The 26,575-nt window shown below is 72.5% G+C and carries 22 protein-coding genes; 8 read left to right on the top strand and 14 right to left on the bottom strand.

The features are described 5' to 3' along the window. Positions 1-91: 91 nt before the first annotated feature. The 3 genes from ACQY0Z_RS09875 to ACQY0Z_RS09865 all read right to left on the bottom strand — a co-directional run bounded on the left by ACQY0Z_RS09875 (position 92) and on the right by ACQY0Z_RS09865 (position 5,887). Complete coding sequence (locus ACQY0Z_RS09875) at positions 92-1,978, bottom strand: outer membrane protein assembly factor BamB family protein (RefSeq protein WP_381729477.1); 1,887 nt, start codon at positions 1,976-1,978, stop codon at positions 92-94. 68 nt (positions 1,979-2,046) lie between these two features. Further along, positions 2,047-3,831 (bottom strand): outer membrane protein assembly factor BamB family protein, encoded by a 1,785-nt coding sequence (locus ACQY0Z_RS09870; RefSeq protein WP_439812117.1) that lies wholly within the window; start codon positions 3,829-3,831, stop codon positions 2,047-2,049. Between the two features lie 244 nt (positions 3,832-4,075). Further along, positions 4,076-5,887, bottom strand: a complete 1,812-nt coding sequence (locus tag ACQY0Z_RS09865; RefSeq protein ID WP_381724623.1) for an ABC-F family ATP-binding cassette domain-containing protein — start codon at positions 5,885-5,887, stop codon at positions 4,076-4,078. 156 nt (positions 5,888-6,043) lie between these two features. Here ACQY0Z_RS09865 and ACQY0Z_RS09860 point away from each other — a divergent pair, with 156 nt between their 5' ends. Next, positions 6,044-6,640 (top strand): Uma2 family endonuclease, encoded by a 597-nt coding sequence (locus ACQY0Z_RS09860; protein WP_381724621.1) that lies wholly within the window; start codon positions 6,044-6,046, stop codon positions 6,638-6,640. A 10-nt stretch (positions 6,641-6,650) separates the two neighbouring features. On the opposite strand, the gene ACQY0Z_RS09855 is transcribed toward ACQY0Z_RS09860, so the two are convergent. From ACQY0Z_RS09855 to rsmI, 6 genes are all read right to left on the bottom strand, one after another. Next, positions 6,651-7,547, bottom strand: coding sequence for a 4-(cytidine 5'-diphospho)-2-C-methyl-D-erythritol kinase (locus ACQY0Z_RS09855; protein WP_381724619.1), 897 nt, complete (start codon positions 7,545-7,547; stop codon positions 6,651-6,653). After that, positions 7,544-8,446 (bottom strand): 16S rRNA (adenine(1518)-N(6)/adenine(1519)-N(6))-dimethyltransferase RsmA, encoded by a 903-nt coding sequence (rsmA, locus tag ACQY0Z_RS09850; protein ID WP_254585608.1) that lies wholly within the window; start codon positions 8,444-8,446, stop codon positions 7,544-7,546. The genes ACQY0Z_RS09855 and rsmA overlap by 4 nt, the downstream gene beginning before the upstream one ends. A 50-nt stretch (positions 8,447-8,496) precedes the next feature. Further along, a complete protein-coding gene (locus ACQY0Z_RS09845; protein ID WP_439812116.1) occupies positions 8,497-9,753 on the bottom strand; it encodes a ubiquitin-like domain-containing protein in 1,257 nt (418 codons plus the stop codon). A 117-nt stretch (positions 9,754-9,870) separates the two neighbouring features. Further along, a complete protein-coding gene (locus tag ACQY0Z_RS09840) occupies positions 9,871-10,752 on the bottom strand; it encodes a TatD family hydrolase (RefSeq protein ID WP_189895985.1) in 882 nt (293 codons plus the stop codon). Positions 10,753-10,762: 10 nt separating this feature from the next. After that, on the bottom strand, positions 10,763-11,116 hold the full coding sequence (locus ACQY0Z_RS09835; protein ID WP_254585609.1) for a hypothetical protein: 354 nt from the start codon (positions 11,114-11,116) through the stop codon (positions 10,763-10,765). Between the two features lie 192 nt (positions 11,117-11,308). Then, positions 11,309-12,160, bottom strand: a complete 852-nt coding sequence (rsmI, locus tag ACQY0Z_RS09830; RefSeq protein WP_189895987.1) for a 16S rRNA (cytidine(1402)-2'-O)-methyltransferase — start codon at positions 12,158-12,160, stop codon at positions 11,309-11,311. An 85-nt stretch (positions 12,161-12,245) separates the two neighbouring features. On the opposite strand from rsmI, the gene ACQY0Z_RS09825 reads away from it, so the two are divergent. The 3 genes from ACQY0Z_RS09825 to ACQY0Z_RS09815 all read left to right on the top strand — a co-directional run bounded on the left by ACQY0Z_RS09825 (position 12,246) and on the right by ACQY0Z_RS09815 (position 17,809). Then, positions 12,246-13,991 carry a dolichyl-phosphate-mannose--protein mannosyltransferase gene (locus ACQY0Z_RS09825; RefSeq protein ID WP_254585610.1) on the top strand — a complete coding sequence of 582 codons (1,746 nt, stop codon included), beginning with the start codon at positions 12,246-12,248 and terminating at the stop codon, positions 13,989-13,991. 398 nt (positions 13,992-14,389) lie between these two features. Further along, the gene (locus tag ACQY0Z_RS09820; protein ID WP_439812115.1) at positions 14,390-16,018 is read left to right on the top strand and encodes a penicillin-binding transpeptidase domain-containing protein; all 1,629 of its coding nucleotides are present in this window, start codon (positions 14,390-14,392) and stop codon (positions 16,016-16,018) included. 168 nt (positions 16,019-16,186) lie between these two features. Beyond that, a complete protein-coding gene (locus ACQY0Z_RS09815) occupies positions 16,187-17,809 on the top strand; it encodes a penicillin-binding transpeptidase domain-containing protein (protein WP_275980625.1) in 1,623 nt (540 codons plus the stop codon). A 13-nt stretch (positions 17,810-17,822) separates the two neighbouring features. Here the strand turns inward: ACQY0Z_RS09815 and ACQY0Z_RS09810 are convergent, their stop codons facing one another. Continuing rightward, positions 17,823-18,185, bottom strand: a complete 363-nt coding sequence (locus ACQY0Z_RS09810) for an SsgA family sporulation/cell division regulator (protein WP_189895996.1) — start codon at positions 18,183-18,185, stop codon at positions 17,823-17,825. 209 nt (positions 18,186-18,394) lie between these two features. Here ACQY0Z_RS09810 and ACQY0Z_RS09805 point away from each other — a divergent pair, with 209 nt between their 5' ends. From ACQY0Z_RS09805 to ACQY0Z_RS09790, 4 genes are all read left to right on the top strand, one after another. After that, a complete protein-coding gene (locus tag ACQY0Z_RS09805) occupies positions 18,395-19,489 on the top strand; it encodes an energy-coupling factor ABC transporter permease (protein WP_254585613.1) in 1,095 nt (364 codons plus the stop codon). Position 19,490: 1 nt separating this feature from the next. Beyond that, positions 19,491-20,252 (top strand): cobalt ECF transporter T component CbiQ, encoded by a 762-nt coding sequence (cbiQ, locus tag ACQY0Z_RS09800; protein WP_189896000.1) that lies wholly within the window; start codon positions 19,491-19,493, stop codon positions 20,250-20,252. Beyond that, on the top strand, positions 20,240-21,010 hold the full coding sequence (locus tag ACQY0Z_RS09795; RefSeq protein ID WP_189896002.1) for an ATP-binding cassette domain-containing protein: 771 nt from the start codon (positions 20,240-20,242) through the stop codon (positions 21,008-21,010). The genes cbiQ and ACQY0Z_RS09795 overlap by 13 nt, the downstream gene beginning before the upstream one ends. 82 nt (positions 21,011-21,092) lie before the next feature. Continuing rightward, entirely contained in the window at positions 21,093-22,274 is a 1,182-nt protein-coding gene (locus ACQY0Z_RS09790) for a serine hydrolase domain-containing protein (protein ID WP_439812114.1), read from the top strand. A 28-nt stretch (positions 22,275-22,302) separates the two neighbouring features. On the opposite strand, the gene ACQY0Z_RS09785 is transcribed toward ACQY0Z_RS09790, so the two are convergent. The 4 genes from ACQY0Z_RS09785 to ACQY0Z_RS09770 form a co-directional block, all read right to left on the bottom strand. Beyond that, positions 22,303-22,578, bottom strand: a complete 276-nt coding sequence (locus ACQY0Z_RS09785; RefSeq protein WP_189896004.1) for a DUF1876 domain-containing protein — start codon at positions 22,576-22,578, stop codon at positions 22,303-22,305. Between the two features lie 221 nt (positions 22,579-22,799). After that, positions 22,800-23,312, bottom strand: a complete 513-nt coding sequence (locus ACQY0Z_RS09780) for a YbaK/EbsC family protein (protein ID WP_189896006.1) — start codon at positions 23,310-23,312, stop codon at positions 22,800-22,802. 147 nt (positions 23,313-23,459) lie between these two features. Further along, a complete protein-coding gene (locus tag ACQY0Z_RS09775) occupies positions 23,460-25,688 on the bottom strand; it encodes an MMPL family transporter (protein ID WP_439812113.1) in 2,229 nt (742 codons plus the stop codon). A gap of 139 nt (positions 25,689-25,827) precedes the next feature. Further along, the gene (locus ACQY0Z_RS09770) at positions 25,828-26,430 is read right to left on the bottom strand and encodes a TetR/AcrR family transcriptional regulator (protein ID WP_189896011.1); all 603 of its coding nucleotides are present in this window, start codon (positions 26,428-26,430) and stop codon (positions 25,828-25,830) included. Positions 26,431-26,575: the final 145 nt, after the last annotated feature.

Below are 26,575 nucleotides of genomic sequence, written 5' to 3'. Positions count from 1 at the left end.
GCGAAGAGCACGTGATGAGCGGTACGCGAACGGTCCCGTCCCTGAGCAGGGACGGGGCCGTCAACGAAGGCACAAGCGTGACAGCGAACGATCACTCCGTGCCGAAGGCGATCACCGAGTACTCCTTCTCCCGGCTCGTGAAGTCACTCGCGTACACGGAGGACATGTACAGCCCGCCCTGACCGAACTGGATCTCCGAGTAGTCCGGCGACATCCGCGACTCCACGTCGCGCACCGCCTCCGTCGACGGGTTCTCCATCAGGAGCGTCTCCTTGAAGGACTCGCCGTCGATGCTGACGACCTGCCCGCCCTTGTCGTACGGGGGCCGCTTGTAGGCGATGACGTTGGGGCCGTCCATGCGCAGCGGGAAGATCTCGTAGTTCTCGCCGGCGTCGGCGCGCTGGCCGGTCTGCTTGCCGGTGGCCAGGTCGAACGCGACGACCTCGTTGGTCTGGCTGTAGCCGTCGCCGCCGCTGTCGTGCTCCTCGGTGGCGATGTACAGCCGGTCGTTGCCGACCGTCACGCCCGTGCAGCTCTCCACCTTGTAGATGGCGTCGCAGCGGGCGGCGAACTCGTCACCCGGCGCGGACAGGCGGGCGCGCAGCTTGCCGGTCTTGTTGTCGATGGAGAAGAAGTCCGAGATGCCGCTGCCGTCACCGGCGCTGTCGCCGACGTCGGCGGCCACCACGAGCGGGTCGGTGGAGACGACGGCCGCGTACTCGATGCCCTCGTCCATCTTGTACTCGGCGAGGATGTCGCCCGACTTGGGGTCGACGTTCTGGATGTGCAGCTGACGCTGGTCGTACGAGCCGCACTTGCGGACCGCGACGAGCTTGGCGCCGCCGCCGTACCCGGCGTCGTAGCAGGAGTCGGACGTCTTGGGCGCCCAGCGCTCGTCACCGGAGGCGAGGTCCCAGGCGGCGCCGCCGCTGGTGGAACCGGCCGCGACGGTGCCGCCGCCGATCGTCACGTTGTTGAAGCTGACCGGCATGGTGCCCGACTTGGCGGTCTTGGTCCACAGCTTGGTGCCGGCCGCCAGGTCGACCACCGCGACCTCGGTGCAGGACTGGGGGTCCGTCTTGCTCGGCATGGCCGGCTTGTGGACGATCGCGGTCCTGTTGTCCTCGGTGACGTGCGAGGTCGCCGCGCACACCGGACCGGGGAGGTCAAGGGTCCACTTCTTGGTGCCGGTCTTGCGGTCGTAGCCGGTGATCTCCGACAGGCCGCTCTTGGCGTAGACGGAGTCGGTCAGCCAGGAGCCGGCGATGGGAATGGTCGAGACGCCCTTGGGCACCTTGGGCGAGGGCACCTGGAAGAGCACCTTGGACCCGGTGGCGGCGGGCGCCTTCTCCTCGGCCTTCCCGGTGGTGGTGCCTCCGTCGCCGGAGCCGCCCTCCTTGCCGTCGCCCTCGCCGCCCTTGGTGTCGCCGCCCTCGGCGGTGGTCTGCTTGTCGTCGTCCTTGCCGGACGAGTTCGCGTACCAGACGCCGCCGCCGACGATCAGCGCGATCGCGACGACCGCCGACACGATGATGGCGACCTGGGCGTTGACCTTCCGGCCGCCGCCGCCCTGTCCGGCCTGCGCCTGCATCGGCACGGTCGGCTGCGCGTAGCCGTACGGCGGCTGCTGCCCGTACGGTCCCGGCTGCTGCGGCTGGCCGTAGGGACCGGGCTGGCCGTACGGACCGGGCTGCTGGGCCGGGTAGCCGTAACCGGCGGGCGGCTGCGGCTGCTGCGGGTAGCCGTAGCCGGGCCCCTGCGGGGGCGTCGGCGGCGCGGCGGGCGGCGGGGTCCCCGGCGCCTGCGGGTAGCCGTAGCCCGGCTGCGGGGCCTTGTTCAGATCAGGTCCGGCGGGCGGCTGCGCGGGCGGGGTGGGGGGCGCCGAGGGCGCCGGAGTCTGCGGCTCCGACGGGTCCTGCGGCGGCCCGAACCCCGGCTGCTGCGGGGGCTGGTTGGGCGGCGGAGGCGGCTGGGTCATGGCGTGGATACCTCAGGGGAAGGGGACGACGGGCGGTCGGAGAGTGACGCGGGCTGCGCTCACGGGCCTCACTTGCCGTAGGCGAGCATCAGCTTCTCCTTCGCGTCGTCGTTGCCGTTCAGCCGGGTGGTCGACAGGTAGAAGCGGCCGTCGACCCAGTCGATCGCCTTGCTGAAGAAGCCGTTCTCGATGTCGGCGACCGCCTGCGGGTTCTGCATCAGCGTGGCCGGTTTGTGGTTCGCGCCGCTGACGGGCAGGGCGACGACCTGGCCGCCGGAGTCGTAGGACGGCTCGACGTAGGCGACGAGCTTGCCGCCCTCGACCTTCATCGGGATCATCGACTCCTCCGCGGGCGAGGACTGACGCCACAGCTCCTTGCCGTTGGCCAGGCTGATGGCGACGAGCTCGTTGGCCCCGGTGGTCGCGGCCGTCGGCAGGTAGAGGGTGTCGCCCGCGACGACGACGCCCGTGCAGCCCTGGAGGTCGCGCGCGAGGATGGCCCAGCCGCAGCCGGGGTCGAACTTCTCGTCGACGGCGACCTGGGAGCGCAGCTTGCCGGCGGCGGTGAAGGCCGCGATGTTCCACGACTTCTGGTCGCTGCCCTCCTCCTCCTTGGTCGCGTAGACGACCAGTGGGGAGACGGAGTAGGTGCGCTCGACGCGCCAGCCCTTGGCGTACTGGTAGGTCCACTTGGCCTTGCCGGTGGCGGGGTCGAGCTCGCGGACCTCGTCGTGGGCGTTGTCGCCGCCGGCGCCGCAGGAGGCGACCTGGATCAGCCGCTCGCCGCCCGCGAACGCGGCCGGGAAGCAGGGGGCGTCGCCGTACTTCTTGGAGTCCCACAGCTTCTTGCCCGTGCGCACGTCGTAGCCCGTGCCGGACTGCGAGCGTCCCACCACCAGGGTGTTGCCGGCGAGGGTCATCTCGATGGAGAGCACGCTGTCGAACAGGTCGCCGTCGGCGACCTCCTGCGTCCAGCCCTTCTCGCCCGTGTTCAGGTCGACGAGCTGGAGCTGGTTGCACTTGGCGCTGTCGCTGCTGCCGCTCATGGACGCGACGACGATCTTGTCGTCGGCCGTCCTCTCCGGGGTGACCGCGCAGATCTTGTGAGGGAAGGCGATGGTGTCCCAGGCGGGCTTGCCGTCGGTGACGTCGTACCCGTAGAGGTCCTTGTAGGCCGCCTTCACCGCGGTCTTGCCGGTGATCCACTGGCCGGGGGCGTCGGCGCCGGAACCGGGGGCGTCGGGCGCCTCCTTGTACCAGAGCACCTTGGACTCGCCCGCCTGGCGGCCCTCGTTGAGGTCCTCGGTCTCCTCGCCGCCGTCACCGCTGCCGTCGCCCGGGTTGACCGGGGCGCCGCTGGACTTGCCCGGCTTGGGGTCGTCCGTCTTCTCGGCGACCGGCTCCTTCTTGTCGTCGTCGCCGGAGACGGCCCACACCGTGCCGCCGACGATCAGCGCGACCGCCACCGCGGCGGCGGCGATCAGGAGCGGCTTGCCCTTGAAGGGGTTGCGGGAGCCGCCGCCGGGCGGGGTGCCGGGCGCGCCGGGGAAACCGGGCTGCTGCGGATAGCCGTACCCGGGCTGCCCGTACGGGCCGGGCTGCTGCGGCTGTCCGTAGGGTCCGGGCTGCTGGTAGGGCCCGGAGGCGTAGGGGCCGGGCTGCGTCGGGGGCTGCTGGGGGTAGCCGTACCCGGGCTGCGGCTGCCCTTGCGGGGGCGGCGGCGCCGCCGGGGCGCCCGGCGGGGGCGGAGGGGTCTGCGGCGGCGTCTGCGGCGGGCCGAAACCCCCGCCCGGCGGCGGATCCTGTGGAGGTCCGAAGCCGCCCTGAGGCGGCTGGTTGGGCGGCTGAGTCATCAGCGCGTTCCCCCTTGCTCACTGATTTTTAGCCACGCCCTGAGGTTCGTGATGACCCAGAGTCGTCGTCGGTCACTTACCGGACGGCTCTTTCTATCACCCGGCACCGACACGCCACCGGGCCGCGTCCTCCCCTGTTCCCAAGGGAGGACCGGCCTGTGATACGTCCGTTACGCGCCTTCACGCCCTCTTCACGCAGCGCGCGCTCCCCGCACGCGGGCGCGTGACGCTGCTCTCGCGCCGGTCAGGCGTCCTCGGCGAGTTCCAGCCAGCGCAGCTCCAGTTCGTCGCGCTGACCGGCCAGGTCCCGCAGTTCGGCGTCCAGTTCGGCCACCTTCGCGAAGTCCGTGGCGTTCTCGGCGATGGCGGTGTGGAGGGTGGCCTCCCTGGCCGAGATCTTGTCCAGCTGGCGCTCGATGCGCTGGAGTTCCTTCTTCGCGGCGCGCTGGTCGGCGGCGCTCTTCTCGGGCGTCGCGGAGCGGGCCGGGGCGGCGGCCTGGGCGGAGGCGGCGGCGGCCTCCTCCATGCGCTTGCGGCGCTCCAGGTACTCGTCGATGCCGCGCGGCAGCATCCGCAGGGTGCCGTCGCCGAGGAGGGCGAAGACGCGGTCGGTGGTGCGCTCGACGAAGAACCGGTCGTGGGAGATCACGATCATCGAGCCGGGCCAGCCGTCGAGGAGGTCCTCGAGCTGGGTCAGGGTCTCGATGTCGAGGTCGTTGGTGGGCTCGTCGAGGAAGAGGACGTTGGGCTCGTCCATCAGCAGCCGCAGCAGCTGGAGGCGGCGGCGCTCACCGCCGGAGAGGTCCCCGACGGGCGTCCACTGCTTCTCCTTGTTGAAGCCGAAGGTCTCGCAGAGCTGACCGGCGGTCATCTCGCGTCCCTTGCCGAGGTCGACGCGCTCACGCACCTGCTGCACGGCCTGCAGCACCCGCCAGGTGGGGTCGAGTTCGGCGACCTCCTGCGACAGGTAGGCGAGCTTCACCGTCTTGCCGACGCGGATGCGGCCGGCCGCGGGCTGCGTCTCGCCCTCGCTGCGGGCGGCCTCGGCGAGCGCGCGCAGCAGGGACGTCTTGCCGGCGCCGTTGACGCCGACCAGGCCGATGCGGTCGCCGGGGCCGAGCTGCCAGGTGACGTGCTTCAGCAGCACCTTGGGCCCGGCCTGGACGGTCACGTCCTCCAGGTCGAACACGGTCTTGCCGAGCCGGGAGGAGGCGAACTTCATCAGCTCGCTGCTGTCGCGCGGCGGCGGCACGTCCGCGATCAGCTCGTTGGCGGCCTCCACGCGGAAGCGCGGCTTGGAGGTGCGGGCGGGGGCGCCGCGGCGCAGCCAGGCCAGCTCCTTGCGGACCAGGTTCTGCCGCTTGGCCTCCTCGGTGGCGGCGATGCGCTCGCGCTCGGCGCGGGCGAAGACGTAGTCGGAGTAGCCGCCCTCGTACTCGTGGACGACGCCGCGCTGCACGTCCCACATGCGGGTGCAGACCTGGTCGAGGAACCACCGGTCGTGGGTGACGCAGACGAGCGCGGAGCGGCGGTTGCGCAGATGCTCGGCGAGCCAGGCGATGCCCTCGACGTCGAGGTGGTTGGTCGGCTCGTCGAGGACGATCAGGTCCTGCTCCTCGATGAGCAGCTTGGCCAGCGCGATACGGCGCCGCTCGCCGCCGGACAGCGGTCCGATGACGGTGTCGAGCCCCTTGGGGAAGCCGGGCAGGTCCAGCCCGCCGAACAGCCCGGTGAGGACGTCGCGGACCTTGGCGTCGCCGGCCCACTCGTGGTCGGCCATGTCGCCGATGACCTCGTGCCGGACGGTGGCCTCCGGGTCCAGGGAGTCGTGCTGGGTGAGCACGCCGAGCCGCAGCCCGCCGGAGTGCGTCACGCGCCCGGTGTCGGCGTCCTCCAGCCGGGCCAGCATGCGGATCAGCGTGGTCTTGCCGTCGCCGTTGCGCCCCACGACCCCGATCCGGTCCCCCTCGGAGACGCCGAGCGAAATCCCGTCCAGCAGCGCACGGGTGCCGTACACCTTGCTGACGTTCTCGACATTGACCAGATTGACGGCCATTTCTCTCCTGCCCGGTGGATCGATCAGCTTTCCAGCGTAGGCCCTGCCGGGGCGGGGCCGGGACGCGAGGAGTCAGTCACTCTTTGTGATGATGTGATCGGGATACGGCCGCTACTGTGGAGGACAGGCACCAGGATCTTGTCCATGGGAGGACCCATGACAGCCGAGTCCGTAGAGCACCACGTGCAATGGCCGGTGCCGCCCCTGGACGGATACACCGTGGACGACCTGTTCACGCTGCCGGATCTCCCGCCGCACACCGAGCTGATCGACGGGAGCCTGGTTTTCGTGAGTCCGCGGCGCCGCTTCCATGGGAACATGGTTGACCTGCTCGTCTTCGGCCTGCGCAGCAGTGGTCTGCCCGCCGAATTCAGGGTCAGCCGGGAAATGACCGTGGTCCTCGACAGGCGCAATGGTCCTGAACCCGATGTGAGCGTGATCCGGACCGACGCGATCACCGGTCCGGAACAGACGAGTTACCGGGCCAACGACGTACTTCTGGCCATCGAGGTGGTCTCACCCGAGTCCGAGTCCCGCGACCGCACAACCAAACCGCACAAGTACGCCGCCGCCGGCATCCCGAATTTCTGGCGCGTCGAAGCGAGCGGGACAGACGGCAGGCCCGTGATCCACGTCTACGAACTCGACCCGCTCACCAGGGCGTACATCCACACCGGCATGCACCACGACCGCATCAAGGTCGACAAGCCCTACTCCATCGACATCGACCTGACCGCCATCGACGAACTCTGAGGGATGACCGTCAGACGACCGTGGCCCCCGGCACCGGCCCTGACGCAGTGCGTACGTCTCGGCAGGTGCCGGAGGTCCGCAGCGCCGCCGCGAGGGCCTCCGCCGCCTCCGCGTCCCGCGCCAGGAACGCCGTCGTCGGCCCCGACCCCGACACCAGCGAGACCAGCGCCCCCGCCGCGCGCCCCGCGGCCAGCGTGTCCGCCAGCTCCGGGAACAGCGACAGCGCCGCCGACTGAAGATCGTTGGACACGGTGGCCGCGAGCGCTTCCGCGTCACCCTTGGCGAGTGCGCCGAGCAGTTCCCGCGAAGCCACCGGCTCCGGGACCTCCCGCGCTTCCGCCAGCCGGTCGAACTCCCGGAACACCGCCGGTGTGGACAGCCCCCGGGTGGCCATCGCGAACACCCAGTGGAAGGCGCCCCCGACCTCCAGCTCCGTCAGCTTCTCGCCGCGCCCGGTGCCGAGTGCGGCCCCGCCGACCAGGCTGAACGGCACGTCGCTGCCCAGCTCGGCGCAGATGTCGAGGAGTTCGTCCCGCGAGGCGCCCGTGCCCCACAGCGCGTCGCAGGCGAGCAGGGCGCCCGCGCCGTCCGCGCTGCCGCCGGCCATGCCGCCCGCGACGGGGATGTCCTTGGCGATGTGCAGATGGACGTCGGGCGTGCGGCCGTACCGCTCGGCGAGAGCGACGGCGGCGCGGGCGGCGAGGTTGGTGCGGTCCAGGGGGACCTGCGCGGCGTCGGGGCCCTCACAGGTGATGCTCAGCCCGTCCGGCGACGGGGTCGCGGTCACCTCGTCGTACAGGCCGACCGCGAGGAAGACGTTGGCCAGCTCGTGGAAGCCGTCGGGGCGGGCCGCGCCGACCGCGAGCTGGACGTTGACCTTGGCGGGGACGCGGACGGTGACGCTCACTGCGGGGCCTGCCCCTCGTGTCCGACGGCCTTGGGCTCGGCGTCCTTGTGCTCGGCGATGCGCGCGAACTCCTCGACGGTCAGCGACTCGCCCCGCGCCTGCGGGGAGACCCCCGCGGCGACCAGCGCCGCCTCGGCCGCGGCCGGCGAGCCCGCCCAGCCGGCGAGGGCGGCGCGCAGCGTCTTGCGGCGCTGGGCGAAGGCCGCGTCGACCACGGCGAACACCTCACGCCTGCTCGCGGTGGTCTTCAGCGGCTCCGCGCGCCGCACCAGCGACACCAGGCCGCTGTCGACGTTCGGCGCGGGCCAGAACACGTTGCGGCCGATGGCCCCGGCGCGCTTCACCTCGGCGTACCAGTTGGCCTTGACCGAGGGCACGCCGTACACCTTGGAGCCGGGGGCGGCGGCGAGCCGGTCGGCGACCTCGGACTGGACCATCACCAGCGTGCGCTCGATGCTCGGGAAGGTCTCGAGCATGTGCAGCAGGACCGGGACGGCGACGTTGTAGGGGAGGTTGGCGACCAGCGCGGTCGGGGCCGGGCCCGGCAGCTCGGTGACGTGCATCGCGTCGGAGTGGACCAGCGCGAACCGGCCGGCGCGCTCCGGCATGCGGGCGGCGACGGTGGCGGGCAGCGCCCCGGCCAGCACGTCGTCGATCTCCACCGCGGTGACCCGGTCGGCGGCCTCCAGCAGCGCCAGCGTGAGCGAGCCGAGTCCGGGGCCGACCTCGACGACGACGTCATCGGGGCGTACCTCGGCGGTGCGCACGATACGGCGGACCGTGTTGGCGTCGATGACGAAGTTCTGGCCGCGCTGCTTGGTGGGCCGTACGCCGAGGGCGGCCGCCAGTTCGCGGACGTCGGCGGGGCCCAGGAGGGCGTCGGGGGTGGGGCTGGTCACGGGACAAGGGTACGGGGCGCGCGGGTACGCCCCGGTCACCGCCGGTGCCGTCACCCGCGCAGGTGGACTCCGCAGTGCGGCCAGGCGGCGGCGCCGCTGCGGACGTAGAGCTGCTTCGCGCGGTACGTCTGCTCGGCCGGGGGCGCGTCCTGGGGGCGGCCGGCGCCGCCGAGGTCGCGCCAGGTGCGGGTGTCGAACTGGTACAGCCCGCCGTACGTGCCGGACGGGTCGGTGGCGTCGGGCCGGCCGCCGGACTCGCACCGCGCGAGCGCGTCCCAGTCCAGCGCGTCCGTGCCCCGCACGGACATCGGTACGGGCCGGGTGCCGACCCGTACCCGGCGCGCGACGGGTTCGCGCACCACCTCGGTGTGCAGCAGCCGGGGCCGCTGCCGGACGCCGTTGACGGTGCGCTGCGCGTAGGTGAGGCGCCGCAGCCCGGGCCGTCCGGCGCGGTCGACGACCACCGTGCCGTGGGCCAGCGCGGGGTCCTCGACGCGTTCCTCGGTGAACGGGATCTCCTCGTCGCGGACCTCCGTGCCGTCGGTGATGCGCAGCACGGTGACGACCTGGCCGTCGCGCGGGAAGCTGCCGGGGGCGACGGAGGTGGTGTCGCGTCCGCGCAGGGTGACCCCGGCCTGGTGCACGGCCTCCCGCACGGTCGCGGCGTTGGTGCGGACGCTGCGGGCCCGCCCGTCGGCGAGGACGGTCACCGCCCGTTCGGTGCGGACCTCCAGGGCGAGCCCGGCGGGTCCGACGCGGGTGCCGGGCGGGACGGACAGATGGGCGCCGGCGATCCGTACGCCCAGCCGCCGCAGCGCCTCCTGGACGGTGGGCGCGGTCGTCCACACCTCCTGCCGGGTGCCGTCGAGGGTGAGCAGCAGCGGGCGCGCGTGCCGCACCTCGACGGTGCCGCCGTCCTCCAGGGCGGTGCCGGGGGCGGGGCTGATCTCGTCGTGCGGTCCGGTGCGCACGCCCTCCTCGGCGAGCAGCCCGGTGACGTCGTCGGCGAAGGTGTGCAGGGTGCGGGGGCTGCCGTCGACGGTCAGCTCGACGCCCTTGTCCTCGGCGACGAAGGCGCTGGTGCCGCCGGCGAGGAACGCGACGACCAGCGCCTTCGGCAGCAGCCGGCGCGCGGCCTCGGCCCGCTCGGCGTACCGGCCGGGGCGCCGGTGCGCGGACCGCCTCGACGGAGAGGCGGGCGCGCGGCGGGGCAGGGCGGGCACGGTCTCCGCCTCGTGGATCCCGCCGCACACGGCGTGCGTCGGGCACGTCTTGTGATACGTCTCGAACCGCAGGGTGGTGCTCACGCCGACACGCTCCAGGGCTGGCCACGGGGACCCCCGAGGGGGCTCCCAGAACCTAGCCGAGCGCCGATCGCTCTCCCAAGCGACACGACTACGGAGCGTGGATGTGGCGCGGGTCCGTCAGTAGCCGAAGGCGCGCGCGGTGTTGGCGCCCAGCGCGGTGGCCAGCGCGTCCTCGTCGATGCCGCGCACGGCGGCCATGGCACGCACGGTGACCGGCACCAGGTAGGGGGCGTTGGGGCGGCCGCGGTAGGGCACGGGGGTGAGGAAGGGCGCGTCGGTCTCGACCAGGACCAGCTCCAGCGGGGCGACGGCGAGGGCGTCCCGCAGGTTCTGCGCGTTCTTGAAGGTGACGTTGCCGGCGAACGACATGTAGTAGCCGGCGCGGGCGCAGATCTCCGCCATGTCGGCGTCGCCGGAGTAGCAGTGGAAGACGGTGCGCTCGGGGGCGCCCTCCTCCTTCAGCACGCGCAGCACGTCCGCGTGGGCGTCACGGTCGTGGATCACGAGCGTCTTGCCGTGCCGCTTGGCGATCTCGATGTGGGCACGGAAGGACCGCTCCTGCGCCTCCTTGCCGTCCTCGCCGGTGCGGAAGTAGTCGAGACCCGTCTCACCGACGCCCTTGACGTGGGGCAGAGCGGCCAGCCGGTCGATCTCGGCGAGCGCCTCGTCCAGCGCCGCGTCCCCGCCGGGCTCGCGGGCGCCCTGCCTCGACCAGCCGTCGGCATCGCCGAGCACGATCCGGGGCGCCTCGTTCGGGTGCAGGGCGACCGTCGCGTGCACGGCGTCGTACGCGGCGGCCGTCTCCGCCGCCCACCGGGACCCCTTGAGGTCGCAGCCGACCTGCACCACGGTCGTCACCCCCACCGACGCGGCCTTGGCGAGGGCCTCCTCGACGGTGCCGGACTGCATGTCGAGGTGGGTGTGCGAGTCCGCGACCGGCACCCGCAGGGGCTCCGGGAGCGGCGGCGCGGCGTTCTTGTCGGTGGTGTCGGCAGGCATGCTCCCGATCCTACGGAAGCGGCGCGGCCCCCTTCGGCGCCCAGGGCGCCTCCACCGGTCCGGCGGCGGGCACCCGGCGCTCCCGGTGGGCGGCGTCGCGCGCCGAGGCGACCCGGCCCGGGCGGAGGATCCGCACGACGTGGCCGTCGCAGCTGTGGCAGGTGGGCCGGCTGAGCGGGGAGGGCACGATGCGGCCGTCCGCCACGTACAGGACGAAGGTGTGGCCGTCGGCGTCGACGTGGTGCTCTATCTCGTACGCCTGCTCCCAGCCGTAGCCGCAGCGCATGCAGGCGAAGGCGTACGCCTCGGTGACGACGGCGGTGGCGCCCGCGCGCAGTGCGCCCGGTCCGGAGATCTCGGTCATGCCGGCTCCTGTCTGGTCCGCTGACGGGACGGGCCCGTGCCCGTCCCGTCGACCAGTGGACTCCCCGGCGGCCCTGAGCACACGGGCGCCGGCGGAGTATTGGAGCCGATTTGGCCGTGTCTTACCGGAACGCCCCGGACGCTTTACCGACGCGGGGGCGTTCCATGACGATGGCGCGCCCTGTCGCGCGCCTCAGACGCTCCCGGCGTTCTTCGCCGCCACCACCGCGTCGAAGACCTGCCGCTTCGGCAGCCCCGCCTCCGCCGCGACCGCCGCGATGGCCTCCTTGCGCCGCTCGCCCGCCTCCTCGCGCACCCGCACCCGGCGCACCAGTTCGGCGTCGTCGGTCTCCTCGGGGCCCTTCTCGGGGGCGCCCTCGACGACCACGGTGATCTCCCCGCGTACGCCCTCGGCCGCCCACGCGGCCAGCTCGCCCAGCGGGCCGCGCCTGACCTCCTCGTACGTCTTGGTCAGCTCGCGGCAGACGGCGGCGCGGCGGTCGGCGCCGAAGACCTCGGCCATCGCGGCGAGGGTGTCGTCGAGGCGGTGCGGGGCCTCGAAGTAGACGAGGGTGCGGCGCTCGCCGGCGACCTCCCGCAGCCGGCCGAGGCGCTCGCCCGCCTTGCGGGGCAGGAACCCCTCGAAGCAGAACCGGTCGACGGGCAGCCCGGACAGCGCGAGCGCGGTGAGCACGGCGGACGGGCCCGGCACCGCGGTGACCCGGATGTCCTGCTCGACGGCCGCGGCGACCAGCCGGTAACCGGGGTCGGACACGGACGGCATGCCGGCGTCGGTGACGAGCAGCACGCGCGCGCCGCCCGCCAGCTCCTCGACCAGTTCGGGCGTGCGGGCGGTCTCGTTGCCCTCGAAGTACGACACCACCCGCCCCTTGGGGGTGACGCCGAGCGCCTGGGTCAGCCGGCGCAGCCGCCGGGTGTCCTCGGCGGCGACGACGTCGGCGCCGGCGAGTTCCTCGGCGAGCCGGGGCGGCGCGTCGGAGATGTCGCCGATGGGGGTGCCTGCGAGTACGAGGGTTCCGGTCACGCGTCCATCCTCCCAGGAGCGGACGGAGGCGGGGCATACCGCCCATGCGCGGGACTCACACAGCGCCGTTCCCTACGATGGCGCGGTGACCAGTACCGCGTCCTCCACGGACACCCGCCAGGAGCAGTCGCCGCTCGAGCAGCGGCAGACGTGGCAGCACCGGCTGCGGCGTTTCGGCCACCGTACGCCCGCCGTCAGGGGCGACGTCCGCGACCGCCTGGTCCCGCCGTACACGGAGCCGTCGGGCCGGCTGTGGAAGACGCTCGGTGTGCCGCCGTTGCTGGCCGACCGGCTCGTCCGCTGGTCGGGGTGGGGCGGTCCGCTGCTGGTGACGCTGGTGGCGGGGGTGCTGCGGTTCTGGAACCTGGGCCACCCCAAGGCGGTGATATTCGACGAGACGTACTACGCGAAGGACGCGTGGGCGCTCGTCCACCGCGGGTTCGAGGTGAACTGGGACAAGGACGTCAACCGGATCGTCCTGGACTCGGGCGGCGACGTCCCGATCCCGACGGACGCGGCGTACGTCGTCCATCCGCCGGTCGGCAAGTACGTGATCGGTCTGGGCGAGCTGCTCTTCGGCTTCGATCCGTTCGGCTGGCGGTTCATGACGGCGCTGCTCGGCACGCTGTCGGTACTGATGCTGTGCCGGATCGGGCGGCGTCTGTTCCGCTCGACGTTCCTCGGGTGCCTCGCGGGCGCGCTGATGGCGGTGGACGGGCTGCACTTCGTGATGAGCCGCACCGCGCTGCTCGACGGCGTGCTGATGTTCTTCGTGCTGGCCGCCTTCGGGTGTCTGCTGATCGACCGGGACAAGGCGCGTGAGAAGCTGGCCGCCGCTCTGCCGGTGGACGCGGACGGGCGGGCCCGTCCGGACGTGGACGTGGCCGAGAACACCCGGATCGGCTTCCGTCCGTGGCGTCTCGCGGCGGGCCTGATGCTGGGCCTGGCGATCGGCACGAAGTGGAACGGCCTGTACATCATGGCCGCGTTCTGTGTGATGTCCGTGCTGTGGGACGTCGGCGCGCGCCGGGTCGCGGGCGCGGTGCGGCCGCGGGTGGCGGTGCTGAAGCGGGACCTGGGCTGGGCGTTCCTCTCGACCGTGCCGGTCGCGGTGGTCACGTACTTCGCGTCCTGGACCGGCTGGATCCTCTCCGCGACGGACGGCAGCGGCGGCTACTACCGCGACTGGGCCACCCGCGACGGGCGGACCAGCGACTGGGCGTGGCTGTTCCCCGACTGGTGGCGCAGCCTGTGGCACTACGAGAACCAGGTGTACGAGTTCCACGTCGGCCTGTCCTCGCCGCACACGTACGAGTCCAACCCGTGGAGCTGGATCGTCGCCGGCCGCCCGGTGTCGTACTTCTACGAGTCGCCCGCGCCGGGCGTGGACGGCTGCCCGGCGGACGCGGGCGAGAAGTGCGCGCAGGAGGTCCTCGCCATCGGCACGCCGATGCTGTGGTGGGTGGGCTGTCTCGCCCTGCTCTACGTCCTGTGGCGCTGGGCTTTCCGCCGCGACTGGCGCGCGGGCGCGATCGCCTGCGGCATCGCCGCGGGGTACGCCCCCTGGTTCCTCTACCAGGAACGCACGATCTTCTACTTCTACGCGATCGTCTTCCTGCCGTTCCTGTGCCTGGCGGTGGCGATGCTCCTGGGCGCGATCGTGGGCCCACCGCGCTCTTCGGACACGCGCCGAGTGGCAGGCGCGACGGCGGCGGGCGTCCTCACCTTGCTGATCGCCTGGAACTTCATCTACTTCTGGCCGATCTACACGGGCACGCCGATCCCGATCGACGACTGGCGGTCGCGGATGTGGCTGGACACGTGGGTGTAGCCCTCCGGGCGCGTTGAGGGAGCGGCCGCTACGCGTCGAGCAGTTGCAGGACGGCGTTCCAGAAACGGTTCCAGCGGCGGTGCTGCTTGCTGCAGTACCGCCGCCTGCGCCACCGGCCGCGCGGCTGCGGCACCGGCGCACCACACCACTGGCAGGGCCGCGTACGGGCCGTTGCTCCCCGTCCATGCGGCACACCGTAGCCGTCGTTCGGCGCGTTCCGGGGCCCGTTGACCCGCTCACCGAGAGGTGCGGCCGCAGCCGCTCGCCAGGGGTCTCTTTGGGACAACGATCCTTCACTCACGCCCCCTTGGGTGCTCCCAGCGCATAGGGTTCGACTTCGTGCCGGGCTTTTGAACGTGTTCAGGGGGCGCGGGGCCCGGCCGGGGGAGGACAGCCCGATGGGCAAGGGGGTCAAGGTCGCCGTCGTCGGCGGTGTGTTCGCCGTGATGGTCGGCGGTGCGGGGTACGGGGCGTACAACATCGTCTCCGCGCTGAACGGGAGCGGGGGCGGATCGAGCGCCGCGGAGACGCGTAGGTCGGGGCCGCCAGACAAGGACGAGGTGCGCGAGACGGCCGACGCGTTCTTCGGCGCCTGGGAGCAGGGGCAGGCCACGACGGCCGCCTCGTACACGAACAACGCGCAGGACGCGGGCGCGCTGCTGACCGCGTACGGCGGGGAGGCCCGAATAGGGCGGGTGGACATCACCCCGGGCGCCCCGCGCGGCACCACCGTGCCGTTCACGGTGAAGGCGGCCGTCTCCGCCGACGGCGTCTCCAAGCCCCTGCGCTACACCAGCACGCTGACCGTCGTGCGCGGGCAGACCACCGGCCGCGCGCTGGTCGACTGGAAGCCGTCCGTCGTGCACCCGGATCTGAAGGAGGGGGACACCCTCGTCACCGGGGAGTCCGCGCAGCCGCCCATCGAGGCGGTGGACCGCGACGGCACCGTGCTGACCAGGGAGAAGTACCCGTCCCTCGGCCCGGTCCTGGACACCCTGCGGGAGAAGTACGGCGCGAAGGCGGGCGGCAGTCCGGCCGTCGAGCTGTCGATCCGGCACGCGACCGACGAGGCCGACACCCCGCTGCTCACCCTCGCCGAGGGCGAGCCGGGCAAGCTGCGCACCACGCTCAGCGCCGGCGTGCAGGCGGCCGCCGAGAAGGCGGTGAAGGACTACCCGGAGTCCTCGGTGGTGGCGCTGAAGCCCAGCACCGGCGAGGTCCTCGCGGTGGCCAACAACCGCGGCGACGGCTTCAACGCGGCCTTCCAGGGCCAGGTCGCCCCCGGCTCCACCATGAAGATCATCACCGCCGCGATGCTCATCGACAACGGCGTGACCTCCATGAACGGCCCCGCGCCCTGCACGGACACCGCCACCTGGCAGAGCCAGACCTTCAAGAACCTCACCGGCATGGAGCCGAACGAGGGCGCCACCCTCGCCAACAGCTTCCTGCGCTCCTGCAACACCGCCTTCATCAAGCTGATCGACGAGAAGCCGATCGACGACTCCTCCCTCACCCGGGAGGCGCAGGAGCGGTTCGGGCTGGGCCGGGACGACTGGAAGACCGGCATCGCCTCCTTCGACGGCAGCGTGCCGGCCTCCGGCGGCCCGGACCGCGCGGCGAACGCCATCGGCCAGGGCCAGGTGCAGATGAACCCGCTGAACATGGCGTCGGTGACGGCCACCGCGATCACGGGCGCGTTCCGTCAGCCGTACCTGGTATCCCCCGAGCTGGACGGCCGTCCGCTGGCGCAGGCGAAGGGGCTGCCCGCCGAGACGTCGGCGCAGCTCAAGGAGATGATGCGGCTCACCGCCACCCAGGGCACGGCGCAGAAGGCGATGTCCGGCCTGGACGGTGACATCGGCGCGAAGACGGGTTCCGCGGAGGTCGACGGGAACGCCACGTCGGACAGCTGGTTCACCGGTTTCCGCGGTGACGTCGCGGCGGCGGCCATGGCCCAGCAGGGCGGCCACGGCGGCGACGCGGCCGGGCCGATTGTCGCAGCCGTGCTACGAGCGGGCGGCTGAGCGCACGGCCCGTCCGGCGGGACTTTAGGGTGGGGGCCGTCGTCGGCGCGGCCGCGCCGACGGGGCCTTGACTCGATCGAGAGCCACGCGGGCCGCGGGGGGCCGGGGCGGGGCGACGGAGGACGGACAGCAGTGGGGAACAGAGGGCGCGCCGGGGACCGGCGGAACATGCGACCGGTCGTGATCGGCGCGGCGATGGCCGTGTTGATGGGCGGCGCCGGCTACGGCGCGTACGCACTCGTCGAGGGCGGGGGCCGGGACGGCGGGGGCTCCTCCTCCCAGGCGGACACCGTGAAGTCGGGTCCGCTGTCGCCCGAGGAGGTCACCGCCGCCGCCGAGCAGTTCCTCACCGCCTGGCAGTCCGGCCAGGTCGCCGAGGCCGCCGCGGCGACCGACGACCCGGTGGCCGCGAAGGCGGCGCTCACCTCGTACGTGAAGGACGCCCGCGTCCGGAACCTCGCCCTCACCCCCGGCGCCCCCGCCCGGGACTCGGTGACCTTCGCCGTCAAGGGCACGGTGTCGTACGAGCAGACGACGAAGCCGCTGACGTACGACAGCACGCTGACCGTGGTGCGGCGGGCCGGGGACGGGGAGCCGCGCGTCGACTGGCGGCCGTCCGTGCTGCACCCGGAGCTCCGCGAGGGCGACAAGCTGGTCACCGGCGAGGCGGGCACCCCGCCGGTGAAGGCGCTCGACCGCGACGGCGGCGAGCTGACGACGGAGAAGTACCCGTCGCTGAAGTCCGTGCTGGACAGTCTGCGCGACAAGTACGGCGAGAAGGCGGGCGGCGAGGCCGGCGTGGAGCTGCGTGTGGTGCGCGGCGAGGCGTCGAAGAAGGCGGAGCTGTCCGACACGACCCTGCTGGAGCTGAGCGAGGGCACGCCGGGCACGGTGAAGACCACGCTGAGCCCGTCGCTGCAGGCGCTCGCCGAGACCGAGGTGGCCAAGCGGAAGCGGGCCTCGGTGGTGGTGGTGCGGCCGTCGACCGGCGAGATACTCGCGGCGGCGAACTCCTCGCACGGCTTCAACGTCGCCTTCCAGGGGTCGCTGGCGCCGGGCTCCACGATGAAGGTGGTCACCTCGTCGATGCTGATCGAGAAGGGCCTCGCCTCCATCGACAAGAAGCACCCGTGCCCCAAGTACTTCAGCTACGGCGGCTGGAAGTTCCAGAACCTGGACAAGTTCCAGATCAAGGACGGCACCTTCCGCGCGAGCTTCGCCGCCTCCTGCAACACGGCCTTCATCAGCCAGGCCCCGAAGCTGAAGGACGACGACCTCACGAAGTTCGCCCAGGACTACTTCGGTCTCGGCCGCAACGACTGGAAGGTCGGGGTGTCCACGTTCGACGGCGCGGTGCCGGTGCAGTCGGACGCGCCGATGGCCGCGTCGCTGATAGGCCAGGGCGGGGTGCGGATGAACCCGCTGAACATGGCGTCGGTGTCGGCGACGGTGAAGGCGGGCGTGTTCCACCAGCCGTACCTGGTGTCGCCGGAGGTGGACGGGCGCCAGCTGGCGACCGCGCCGCGCACCCTGTCCGCGGACACGCTCGCGCAGCTGCGGGAGCTGATGTCGTACACCGCGACCGCCGGCACGGCCACGGAGGCGATGGCCGGGATCGACGGCGAGCGGGGCGCGAAGACGGGCTCGGCCGAGGTGGACGGGCAGAAGAAGCCGAACGGCTGGTTCACGGCGTACCGCGGCGACCTGGCGGCGGCCGCCGTCGTCCAGGCGGCCGGCCACGGCGGCTCCACGGCGGGCCCGATCGTGGCGACGCTGCTGAAGGCGGGCTGAGGCCTTCCGGCCGTCAGTGCGGGACCGGCTCCGCCTTCGCCACGTGGGTGAGGCGGAGGAAGCGGGACAGGGTCTTCGTGTCGAACTCGACCACCGAGTGGCCCTGGCCGCTGTGGAACTCCACCACCGCCTGCACCCGGCCGCACGGCCAGACGCGTATGCCGCCGCTGTCCACGGGCGCCTTGAGCCCGTGTTCCAGCAGGTCCCGGTCGACGACCCATTCGAGGGGCCGCGCCCCGGGCAGGTCCACCCGCACATGGCGGGGGTCGTGCTCGGGGTCGTACCGCAGGACCACGGGGACGGCCCCGTGACTCTCCAGCAGGGGATCCTCGTCCGTCACGATGTGGACTCGCGCGTACTGCTCGATCACGGACATCGGTGGGCCCCTCACGCTGCGTCGTACGCCCGGCAAGGCATTCATGGCTTACAAGCCCTTTACCCACCCCTGTCCATCGTGCACCCAAATCGGAATCCGCGCTTCCGAGCGGCCTATATCACAGATGAGGTAACCGAGGGGCCGGGCGAGACGTAGGACAAGCCACTCGCTCTTGCGAATCATTCGCAAGAGGGGACATCATCGAGTCCGTGCACGCACCTGACGGATTCATCGACGTCCCCGTATCCGCCGCCGCCGGCGTCCTCGCCGCCGGCGCGATCGCCGTGAGCCTGCGCGGCGCGCGCCGCGAGCTCGACGCCACCGCGAGCCCCGGCGCGGGCGCGGGCGCCGAGCGCACGGCCCCGCTGGCCGGACTGGTCGCGGCCTTCATCTTCGCCGTGCAGATGCTGAACTTCCCGGTGGCCGCCGGCACCAGCGGGCACCTTCTCGGCGGCGCGCTCGCGGCGATCCTCGTCGGCCCGTACACGGGTGTGCTGTGCGTGTCCGTGGTGCTGCTGCTCCAGGCGGTGCTGTTCGCCGACGGCGGCCTCACCGCGCTCGGTGTGAACATCACCACGATGGCGATCACCACCACCGTGGTCGCCTACGCCCTGTTCCGGGTGCTGGTGAAGGTGCTGCCGAACTCCCGCCGCTCGGTGACCGCCGCGTCCTTCGTGGCCGCCCTGGTCTCCGTGCCCGCATCCGCGGTCGTCTTCACGCTGCTGTACGCGGTGGGCGGCACCACCGACGTGTCGATCGGCAAGGTCGCCACCGCGATGGTCGGCGTGCACGTCCTCATCGGTCTCGGCGAGGCCGCCATCACCGCGCTGACCGTCGGCGCCGTCGTCGCCGTACGCCCCGACCTGGTGCACGGGGCGCGCGGGCTGCGGCAGAGGCTCAAGCTGCGGGTGAACGGCGAGCTGGTCGACGCCCCGGAGACCGCCGAGCCCGTCCCGGCCGCCGCGCGCTCCCCGCGCAAGGTGTGGATCGCCGGCCTGGTCACCTCGCTGCTGCTCGCCGGGTTCGTCAGCTTCTACGCCTCGGCCGACCCGGACGGCCTGGAGAAGGTCGCCGCCGACCACGGCATCGACAAGCGGGCCGAGGAGCACGCGATCTCCGACTCGCCTCTCGCCGACTACGGCGTGAAGGACGTCGACGACGCCCGGCTGTCCGGCGGTCTCGCGGGCGTGATCGGCGTCGGCGTGACGGTCGTGGCGGGCACGGGCGTCTTCTGGGCGGTCCGCCGCCGGCGCAGCGCCGACGAGCAGGCGGAGGACACCTCCCCCGCCGGCACGAGCGTCTGACGTGGGCGCGGGTCACTCCCACCGGCTCTACCGGCACGGCCACTCCCCCGTGCACGCGCTGCCGCCGCACACCAAGCTCGCCGCGGTGCTCGCGTTCGTGATCGTGGTCGTGTCGACGCCGCGCGAGGCGATGTGGGCGTTCGCGGCGTACGCGGTGCTGCTCGGCGTGGTCGCGTACGCGGCGCGCGTGCCCGCCGGCTTCCTGCTGAAGCGGCTGCTCATCGAGGTGCCGTTCGTCGCGTTCGCCGTGCTGCTGCCGTTCGTCGCCGAGGGCGAGCGGGTCGACGTCCTCGGGCTGTCGCTGAGCGTGAACGGCCTGTGGGGCGCCTGGAACGTGCTGGCCAAGGGCACCCTCGGCGTCGCCGCGTCCGTGCTGCTCGCCGCCACCACCGAGCTGCGGGAGCTGCTGCACGGCCTCCAGCGGCTGAAGCTGCCGCCGCTGCTGGTGCAGATCGCGTCCTTCATGGTCCGCTACGGCGACGTCATCACCGACGAGATGCGCCGGATGCGGATCGCCCGCGAGTCCCGGGGCTTCGAGGCGCGCGGGATACGGCACTGGGGTGTGCTCGCCAAGTCGGCGGGCGCGCTGTTCATCCGCTCCTACGAACGCGGCGAGCGTGTCCATCTGGCGATGGTGAGCCGCGGCTACACCGGGGTCATGCCGGTGATCGACGACGTGGCGGCGTCCCGGGCGCAGTGGTCGTACGCCCTGACCCTCCCCTGCGCCGCCCTCGTCGTGTGTCTGCTGGGATGGACCCTGTGAGTACTGCTTCCCTGGAGGTCTCCGGCCTCGCCTTCGCCTACCCCGACGGCCATCAGGCCCTGTTCGGCGTGGACTTCACCATCGGGCGCGGCGAGCGGGTCGCGCTGCTCGGGCCGAACGGCGCCGGCAAGACGACGCTCGTGCTGCACCTCAACGGCATCCTCACCGGCGGCGCGGGCACCGTCCGCGTGGCCGGGCTCGAGGTCGGCAAGCGGAACATGGCGGAGATCCGGCGCCGGGTCGGCATCGTGTTCCAGGACCCGGACGACCAGCTGTTCATGCCGACGGTGCGGGAGGACGTGGCGTTCGGTCCGGCGGCGGCCGGGCTGAAGGGCGCCGAGCTGGAGGCGCGCGTGGACCGGGCGCTGGAGCGGGTCGGCATGGCGGAGTTCAAGGACCGCCCGCCGCACCACCTCTCCTTCGGGCAGCGGCGCCGGGTGGCCGTGGCGACCGTGCTGGCGATGGAGCCGGAGATCCTCGTCCTGGACGAGCCGTCCTCCAACCTCGACCCGGCGTCCCGCCGTGAACTGGCCGACATCCTGCGGTCGTTGGACGTCACCGTCCTGATGGTCACGCACGACCTGCCGTACGCGCTGGAGCTGTGCCCGCGTTCTCTGGTCCTCAGCGACGGGGTGATCGCGGCGGACGGCCCGACCGGGGATCTGCTCGCCGACGACGCGCTGATGCGGGCGCACCGCCTGGAGCTGCCGTACGGCTTCGACCCGCGGTCCGTGCCTGCGCCACCCGCCCGTGGGTGACGGGCGCACCGCAGCCTGGAATCGCAGGCGCGGCGGCGTGGTTGCACCCACTGTCGCAGGCGAGTGGAAGGAACGACAGGACGTGGACGTCGAGGTGCACGGCACGGTGGCCGACGGCTGGGAACCGGTCCGGGAGACGTTCGCCCGGAACTTCGAGCGGCTCGGGGAGCGGGGCGCCGCGCTCGCCGTGTACCGGGACGGGCGCCGGGTCGTGGACCTGTGGGCCGGCACGAAGGACGTCGACGGCGAGGCGCCCTGGCAGCGGGACACCGCGCAGGTCGTGCGGTCGGCGACCAAGGGGGTCGCGGCCGCCGCGGTGCTGATGCTGCACGAGCGGGGCCTGCTGGACCTGGACGCGCCGGTCGGCCGGTACTGGCCGGAGTTCAAGGCGCACGGCAAGGAGGGCGTGCTGGTCCGGCACGTCCTCGGGCACCGCGCCGGGCTGCCGGTGCTGGACCGCCCGCTGAGCTTCGCCGACGCGGCCGACCCGGTACGGGCCGCGGAGGCGGTGGCCGCGCAGGCCCCCGTGTGGAAGCCGGGCACGGACCACGGCTACCACGCGCTGACGTACGGCTGGCTGGTGGACGAGCTGGTGCGCCGGGTGACCGGGAAGGGCACCGGGGAGTGGGTGGCGTCCGAGATCGCGGCTCCCCTGGGCGGGCTGGACCTGTGGGTGGGGCTCCCGTCCTCCGAGGCGCATCGCGTCGGGCGGGTCGGCAAGGTCGAGGCGCCCGAGCCGTCGGGCGCGCTGCGCGCGCGGCCCAAGCGCTCGGTCACCGCCGCCTACGCCGACCCCGACTCCCTCACCCGCCGCGCCTTCGCCGCGATCGACCCGTCCCCGGACCACAACGACCCGGCGTTCCACGCGGCCGCCCTGCCCGCCGCCAACGGCATCGCGACGGCGGACGGGCTGGCCCGCTTCTACGCGTCACTGGTCGGCCCGGTCGACGGGGTGCGGCTGCTCTCCCCGGACATGGTGGAGCGCGCCCGCGCCGAGGAGTCGGCGGGCCCCGACCGGGTCCTGGTGGTCGGCACCCGCTTCGGGCTCGGCTACATGCTGCACGGCAGCGCGTCCCCGCTCCTGGCCCCGGGCTCCTTCGGCCACCCCGGCCGCGGCGGCTCCCTCGGTTTCGCCGACCCGGAGTCCGGCGTCGCCTTCGGCTACGTCACCAACGGCTTCCGCCGGACGGTCACGGCGGACCCCAGGGCGCAGGCGCTGATCCGCGCGGTGCGGGGAAGCGTGGAGAGCGTTCCCCGTTCCTAGACGTGGATGTTCCTCGACGTGGATGTTCCTAGACGTGGATCGGGTGGGAGACGCGGCCGGACGCCTCGTCGATCTCGCGGTGCGCCTTGTCGAGCATCTGCATGGCGAGTTCGTTCAGGGCCCGCGCGCCGGCGATCTCCTCACCGACCCGCGGCTGATTGGAGTCGGTGTAGTGCCGGGACGCGTGCCCGTGGGCGCGCACCTCGGACCCGTCGGGCAGCCTGACCATCGCGACCGCGCGGGTGTGCTGGTCGTCTTCCGAGAACTCCATCTCGATGTGCCATCCCACTGCGGTGTGCATCATGACGGATCACCTCCGGATTACCTCTCGTTCCAGGGTGCGCCTCGCCCCGCCACCCTGCACCCGGCCGCCCTGACCGTCCTGCACGCCGCCGAGACGGGCGGCAGGTTGTGGTCGGGCGGGCCGACCGGGACGACGGTCCGGGCCGTCCCCGCCGGACACCGCTCCACCGTGCACGAGGCATGAGGCGACCGGCGCACCCCCCGGCGCCGGCGCCCGAGATCTCACGCCTCGCGTTCGCGGACGTCCACCGGCGTCGCCCCCGCGTGGGTGATCAGGTCCTTCGGGGACATCGGGAAGACCGTGTAGGGGGTGCCGGCCGCGGCCCAGACCACCTGGTGGTCGAGGAGGGAGCGGTCGGCGAGGACGCGGGTGCGGGTGCGGTGGCCGAAGGGGGGTACGCCGCCGATGGCGTAGCCCGTGGTCTCGCGGACCACGTCGGCCTTCGCGCGGGTGACCTTCCCTGCGCCCAGTTCCTCGCGGACCCGCTCGAGGTCCACGCGGGAGGCGCCGTCCATGAGGACGAGGACCGGGACGCCGTCGGCGGCGAAGATCAGCGACTTGCAGATCTGGCTGAGCTCGCAGCCGATCGCGGCGGCCGCCTCGGCCGCGGTGCGGGTGGCGTCGGGGAAGCGGCGGACCTGGCCGGCCACGTCCTCCAGGCCCAGCTCCCGCAGGGCCTCGGCGAAACGGGGGTGGGCCGCGGAGCCCTCGGTGTCGGTGGCTGAGGTCGTCATGCGGGGCACCGTAACCGCCGGGGCCCGGCGCACGCGACCTCGTTCCGTGCCACGGACACACGCGTTTCCGGGACGGGAACGAGGAAGCCGGTGAGGGCGCCCCGTCCCCACGGAGCCCTCACCGGCTGGTCGTGACCGTCCGGGCGGTCAGGCCCGGACGAGTTCCTTGTCCTCGTCGTCCTTGTCCGCCGCGCGGTCGTGCACGGCGAGGCTCTCGCCCTCGACGTCGACGTTGGGCAGCGCCCGGTCCAGCCACCTCGGCAGCCACCAGGCCTTCGCGCCGAGCAGCGCCAGGACGGCCGGGACGATGGCCATGCGGACCACGAACGCGTCGAAGAGGACGGCGATCGCCAGGCCGAAGCCGATCATCTTGACCATGGAGTCGCTGGACCCGATGAACCCGGAGAACACCGCGATCATGATGATCGCCGCGGCGGTCACCACCCGTGCGCTGTACCGGAACCCGGTGACGACGGCCTGCGCCGGCTTCTCGCCGTGGACGTGGGCCTCGCGGATGCGGGTCACGAGGAACACCTCGTAGTCCATGGCGAGGCCGAAGACCACGCCGACCATGAAGATCGGCATCATCGACATGATCGGGCCGGTCTCCTCCACGCCCATCAGGCCGGACAGCCAGCCCCACTGGTAGACCGCGACGACCGCGCCGAGCGCCGCCAGCACGGAGAGCAGGAAGCCGAGGGCCGCCTTCAGCGGGACCAGGATCGAGCGGAACACCACGATCAGCAGCAGGAACGCGAGTCCGACCACCAGCACCAGGTACGGCACCAGCGCGTCGTTCAGCTTCTGCGAGACGTCGATGTTCATCGCGGTGGCGCCGGTGACCAGGACCTCGGCGCCGGTGTCGTCCGTGATGTCGGCGCCCGCGGCCCGGATGTCGTGCACCAGGTCCTCGGTGGCCGCCGAGGACGGCTTGGCGTCCGGGATGACGGCGATCGTCGCGGTGTCGCCGGCCTTGTTGGGGGCCGCCGGGGCGACGTTCACGACGTTGTCGAGCGCCTTGATCTCGTCGCCGGCCTGCTGGAAGACGGCCTGCGGGTCGTCGCTGCCCTGGGCGTCGACCACGACCACGAGCGGGCCGTTGAAGCCGGGGCCGAAGCCCTCGGAGAGCAGGTCGTAGGCGCGGCGCTGCGTGGTGGACGTCGGCTGGGAGCCGTCGTCGGGCAGGCCCAGCTCCAGGGAGCCGGCCGGGACCGCGGCGGCGCCGAGGCCGACGATGCCGAGCAGCAGCACGGCCAGCGGCCGGCGGACGACGAAGCTCGCCCAGCGGGTGCCCATGTTGGGCCTGTCCGCCTCGTCCTTCTCCTTGTTCTTGGCGCGTCCGCCGCCGAGCAGCTTGCTCTTCTCGCCCGCGGGGCGGATCCGGCGGCCGGCGTAGCCGAGCACGGCGGGGATCAGGGTGAGGGCGATGAGGACGGCGACGGCGACCGTGCCGGCGGCGGCGATGCCCATCTTCGTCAGCATCGGGATGTTGACGACGGACAGGCCGACCAGGGCGATGACGACGGTCAGACCGGCGAAGACCACGGCGGATCCCGCGGTGCCCACGGCCCGTCCGGCCGCCTCCTCGCGCTCACGTCCCTCGGCGAGTTCGGCGCGGTAGCGGGAGACCACGAACAGGGCGTAGTCGATGCCGACCGCGAGACCGATCATCGAGGCCAGGATGGAGGTGGTGGAGCCCAGGTCGAGCGCGCTCGCGAGCGCGGTGATGGTGGCGACGCCGATGCCGACGCCGACGATCGCGGTGAGCAGCGGGAGCCCGGCGGCGAGCAGCGAGCCGAGGGTGATGACCAGGACGACCGCGGCGACGCCGATGCCGATGATCTCCGCGGAGCCGGTCTCCGGGACGGCCTGGAGGGCGTCACCGCCGATCTCGACGGTCAGCCCGGAGTCGCGGGCGTCCTCGGCGGCGGCCTTCAGGTCCTCGCGGGAGGACTCCTCCAGCTCCATGCCGGGGACCTTGTAGGTCACGGAGGCGTAGGCGACCGTGCCGTCCTGGCTGACGCCGCCGCCCTGGTACGGGTCGGTGACCTGGGCGACCTCGGCCCCGCCGGACAGCTCGTCGACGGTGTCCTGGACGGCCGCCTTGTTGCCCGGGTCGGTCATCTTCTGGCCGTCGGGCGCCTTGAAGACGACGCGGGCGGTGGCTCCGTCGGCGCTGGCGCCGGGGAACCGTTCGTCCAGCAGGTCGAAGGCCTTCTGTGCCTCGGTGCCGGGGATGGAGAAGGAGGAGCTGCCGGCGGCGGGCGCACCGGCCGCGCCGGCGCCCGCGAGCGCCAGCAGCGCCACCCAGAACAGGGCGACGACGTGCCGTTTCCGGAAGGAGAACCGGCCGAGTCGGTAGAGGAATGTGGCCACGAGGGCGTACTCCCGGTCAGGTCGTGGATGTATCAGGGCAGGGGGGATCAGCCCGACGACGCCGGGGCACCGCCCACGCCTTCGAGGCAGTGGGGGAGGTGACGTCAGGAGGCGGCTGACTTGAGGTGACTGGGGGAGGTCAGTCGGGTGGGGCGACTCCCAGGGCGGGGAGCACCACGGCGTCGATGTACGACGTCAGGAACGCCTGCGTGGGAGGCTGCTCGTCGATCAGCGTCCGGGTGGCGAACGCCCCGACCAGCATGTGCACGATGTAGTCCAGCGCCGGGCAGTCCGCGCGGACCTCGCCCCGTCGGATCGCGCGGTCGACGACCCGGCGGAACTCCTCGACCTCCGGCTCCACCAGCAGCTCGCGGAGTGCCTCGCGGAGGTCGTCGTTCTGGTGCACGGCCATGGCGAGGGCCCGCATGAGGGCGACGTTCTGCGCCAGGACGCAGTCGTCCTCGCGGCCGATGATCGTGTGCAGGTCACCCCGCAGGGACCCGGTGTCCACGTCGGCGATGCCGCCCGGCTTCTGGCTGTGCATCGCCCGGACCACCAGCTCGGCCTTGCCGCCCCACTGACGGTAGAGCGTGGCCTTGCTGGACCGGGTGCGCGCGGCCACGGCGTCCATGGTGAGGGCGTCGTAGCCGACCTCACGGAGCAGGTCGAGCACGGCCCGGTACAGCTCGGCCTCGCGCTCGGGGGTGATCCGGCTGCGACGTGACGTCGCGATGTCACTCATGCCGACCACCTTTCCGCTCCGGGTCCCACCGCGTCAAAGAAACGACACGGTTTCGTACAAGGAGACGGTACCCCGGGCGACTAACGAAACGAAACGGTTTCGTTCGTGTTCTGCGTCACGGTTGTTCGCTCGGCATAAGCGATAC

The sequence above is a fragment of the Streptomyces sp. P9-2 genome (assembly GCF_051903975.1).
GTDB lineage: Bacteria > Actinomycetota > Actinomycetes > Streptomycetales > Streptomycetaceae > Streptomyces > Streptomyces cellulosae.
The sequence above is the reverse complement of the archived record's forward strand: the minus strand, read 5'-3'. Positions and strand labels throughout refer to the sequence as shown.

What these genes read in the sequence shown, in the direction of transcription:
- ACQY0Z_RS09875 (WP_381729477.1), bottom strand. Translation starts at nt 1,978, where the DNA reads ATGACCCAGCCGCCTCCGCCGCCCAACCAGCCCCCGCAGCAGCCGGGG.
- ACQY0Z_RS09870 (WP_439812117.1), bottom strand. Translation starts at nt 3,831, where the DNA reads ATGACTCAGCCGCCCAACCAGCCGCCTCAGGGCGGCTTCGGACCTCCA.
- ACQY0Z_RS09865 (WP_381724623.1), bottom strand. Translation starts at nt 5,887, where the DNA reads ATGGCCGTCAATCTGGTCAATGTCGAGAACGTCAGCAAGGTGTACGGC.
- ACQY0Z_RS09860 (WP_381724621.1), top strand. Translation starts at nt 6,044, where the DNA reads ATGACAGCCGAGTCCGTAGAGCACCACGTGCAATGGCCGGTGCCGCCC.
- ACQY0Z_RS09840 (WP_189895985.1), bottom strand. Translation starts at nt 10,752, where the DNA reads ATGCCTGCCGACACCACCGACAAGAACGCCGCGCCGCCGCTCCCGGAG.
- ACQY0Z_RS09835 (WP_254585609.1), bottom strand. Translation starts at nt 11,116, where the DNA reads ATGACCGAGATCTCCGGACCGGGCGCACTGCGCGCGGGCGCCACCGCC.
- ACQY0Z_RS09820 (WP_439812115.1), top strand. Translation starts at nt 14,390, where the DNA reads ATGGGCAAGGGGGTCAAGGTCGCCGTCGTCGGCGGTGTGTTCGCCGTG.
- ACQY0Z_RS09815 (WP_275980625.1), top strand. Translation starts at nt 16,187, where the DNA reads ATGCGACCGGTCGTGATCGGCGCGGCGATGGCCGTGTTGATGGGCGGC.
- ACQY0Z_RS09810 (WP_189895996.1), bottom strand. Translation starts at nt 18,185, where the DNA reads ATGTCCGTGATCGAGCAGTACGCGCGAGTCCACATCGTGACGGACGAG.
- ACQY0Z_RS09795 (WP_189896002.1), top strand. Translation starts at nt 20,240, where the DNA reads ATGGACCCTGTGAGTACTGCTTCCCTGGAGGTCTCCGGCCTCGCCTTC.
- ACQY0Z_RS09785 (WP_189896004.1), bottom strand. Translation starts at nt 22,578, where the DNA reads ATGATGCACACCGCAGTGGGATGGCACATCGAGATGGAGTTCTCGGAA.
- ACQY0Z_RS09780 (WP_189896006.1), bottom strand. Translation starts at nt 23,312, where the DNA reads ATGACGACCTCAGCCACCGACACCGAGGGCTCCGCGGCCCACCCCCGT.
- ACQY0Z_RS09770 (WP_189896011.1), bottom strand. Translation starts at nt 26,430, where the DNA reads ATGAGTGACATCGCGACGTCACGTCGCAGCCGGATCACCCCCGAGCGC.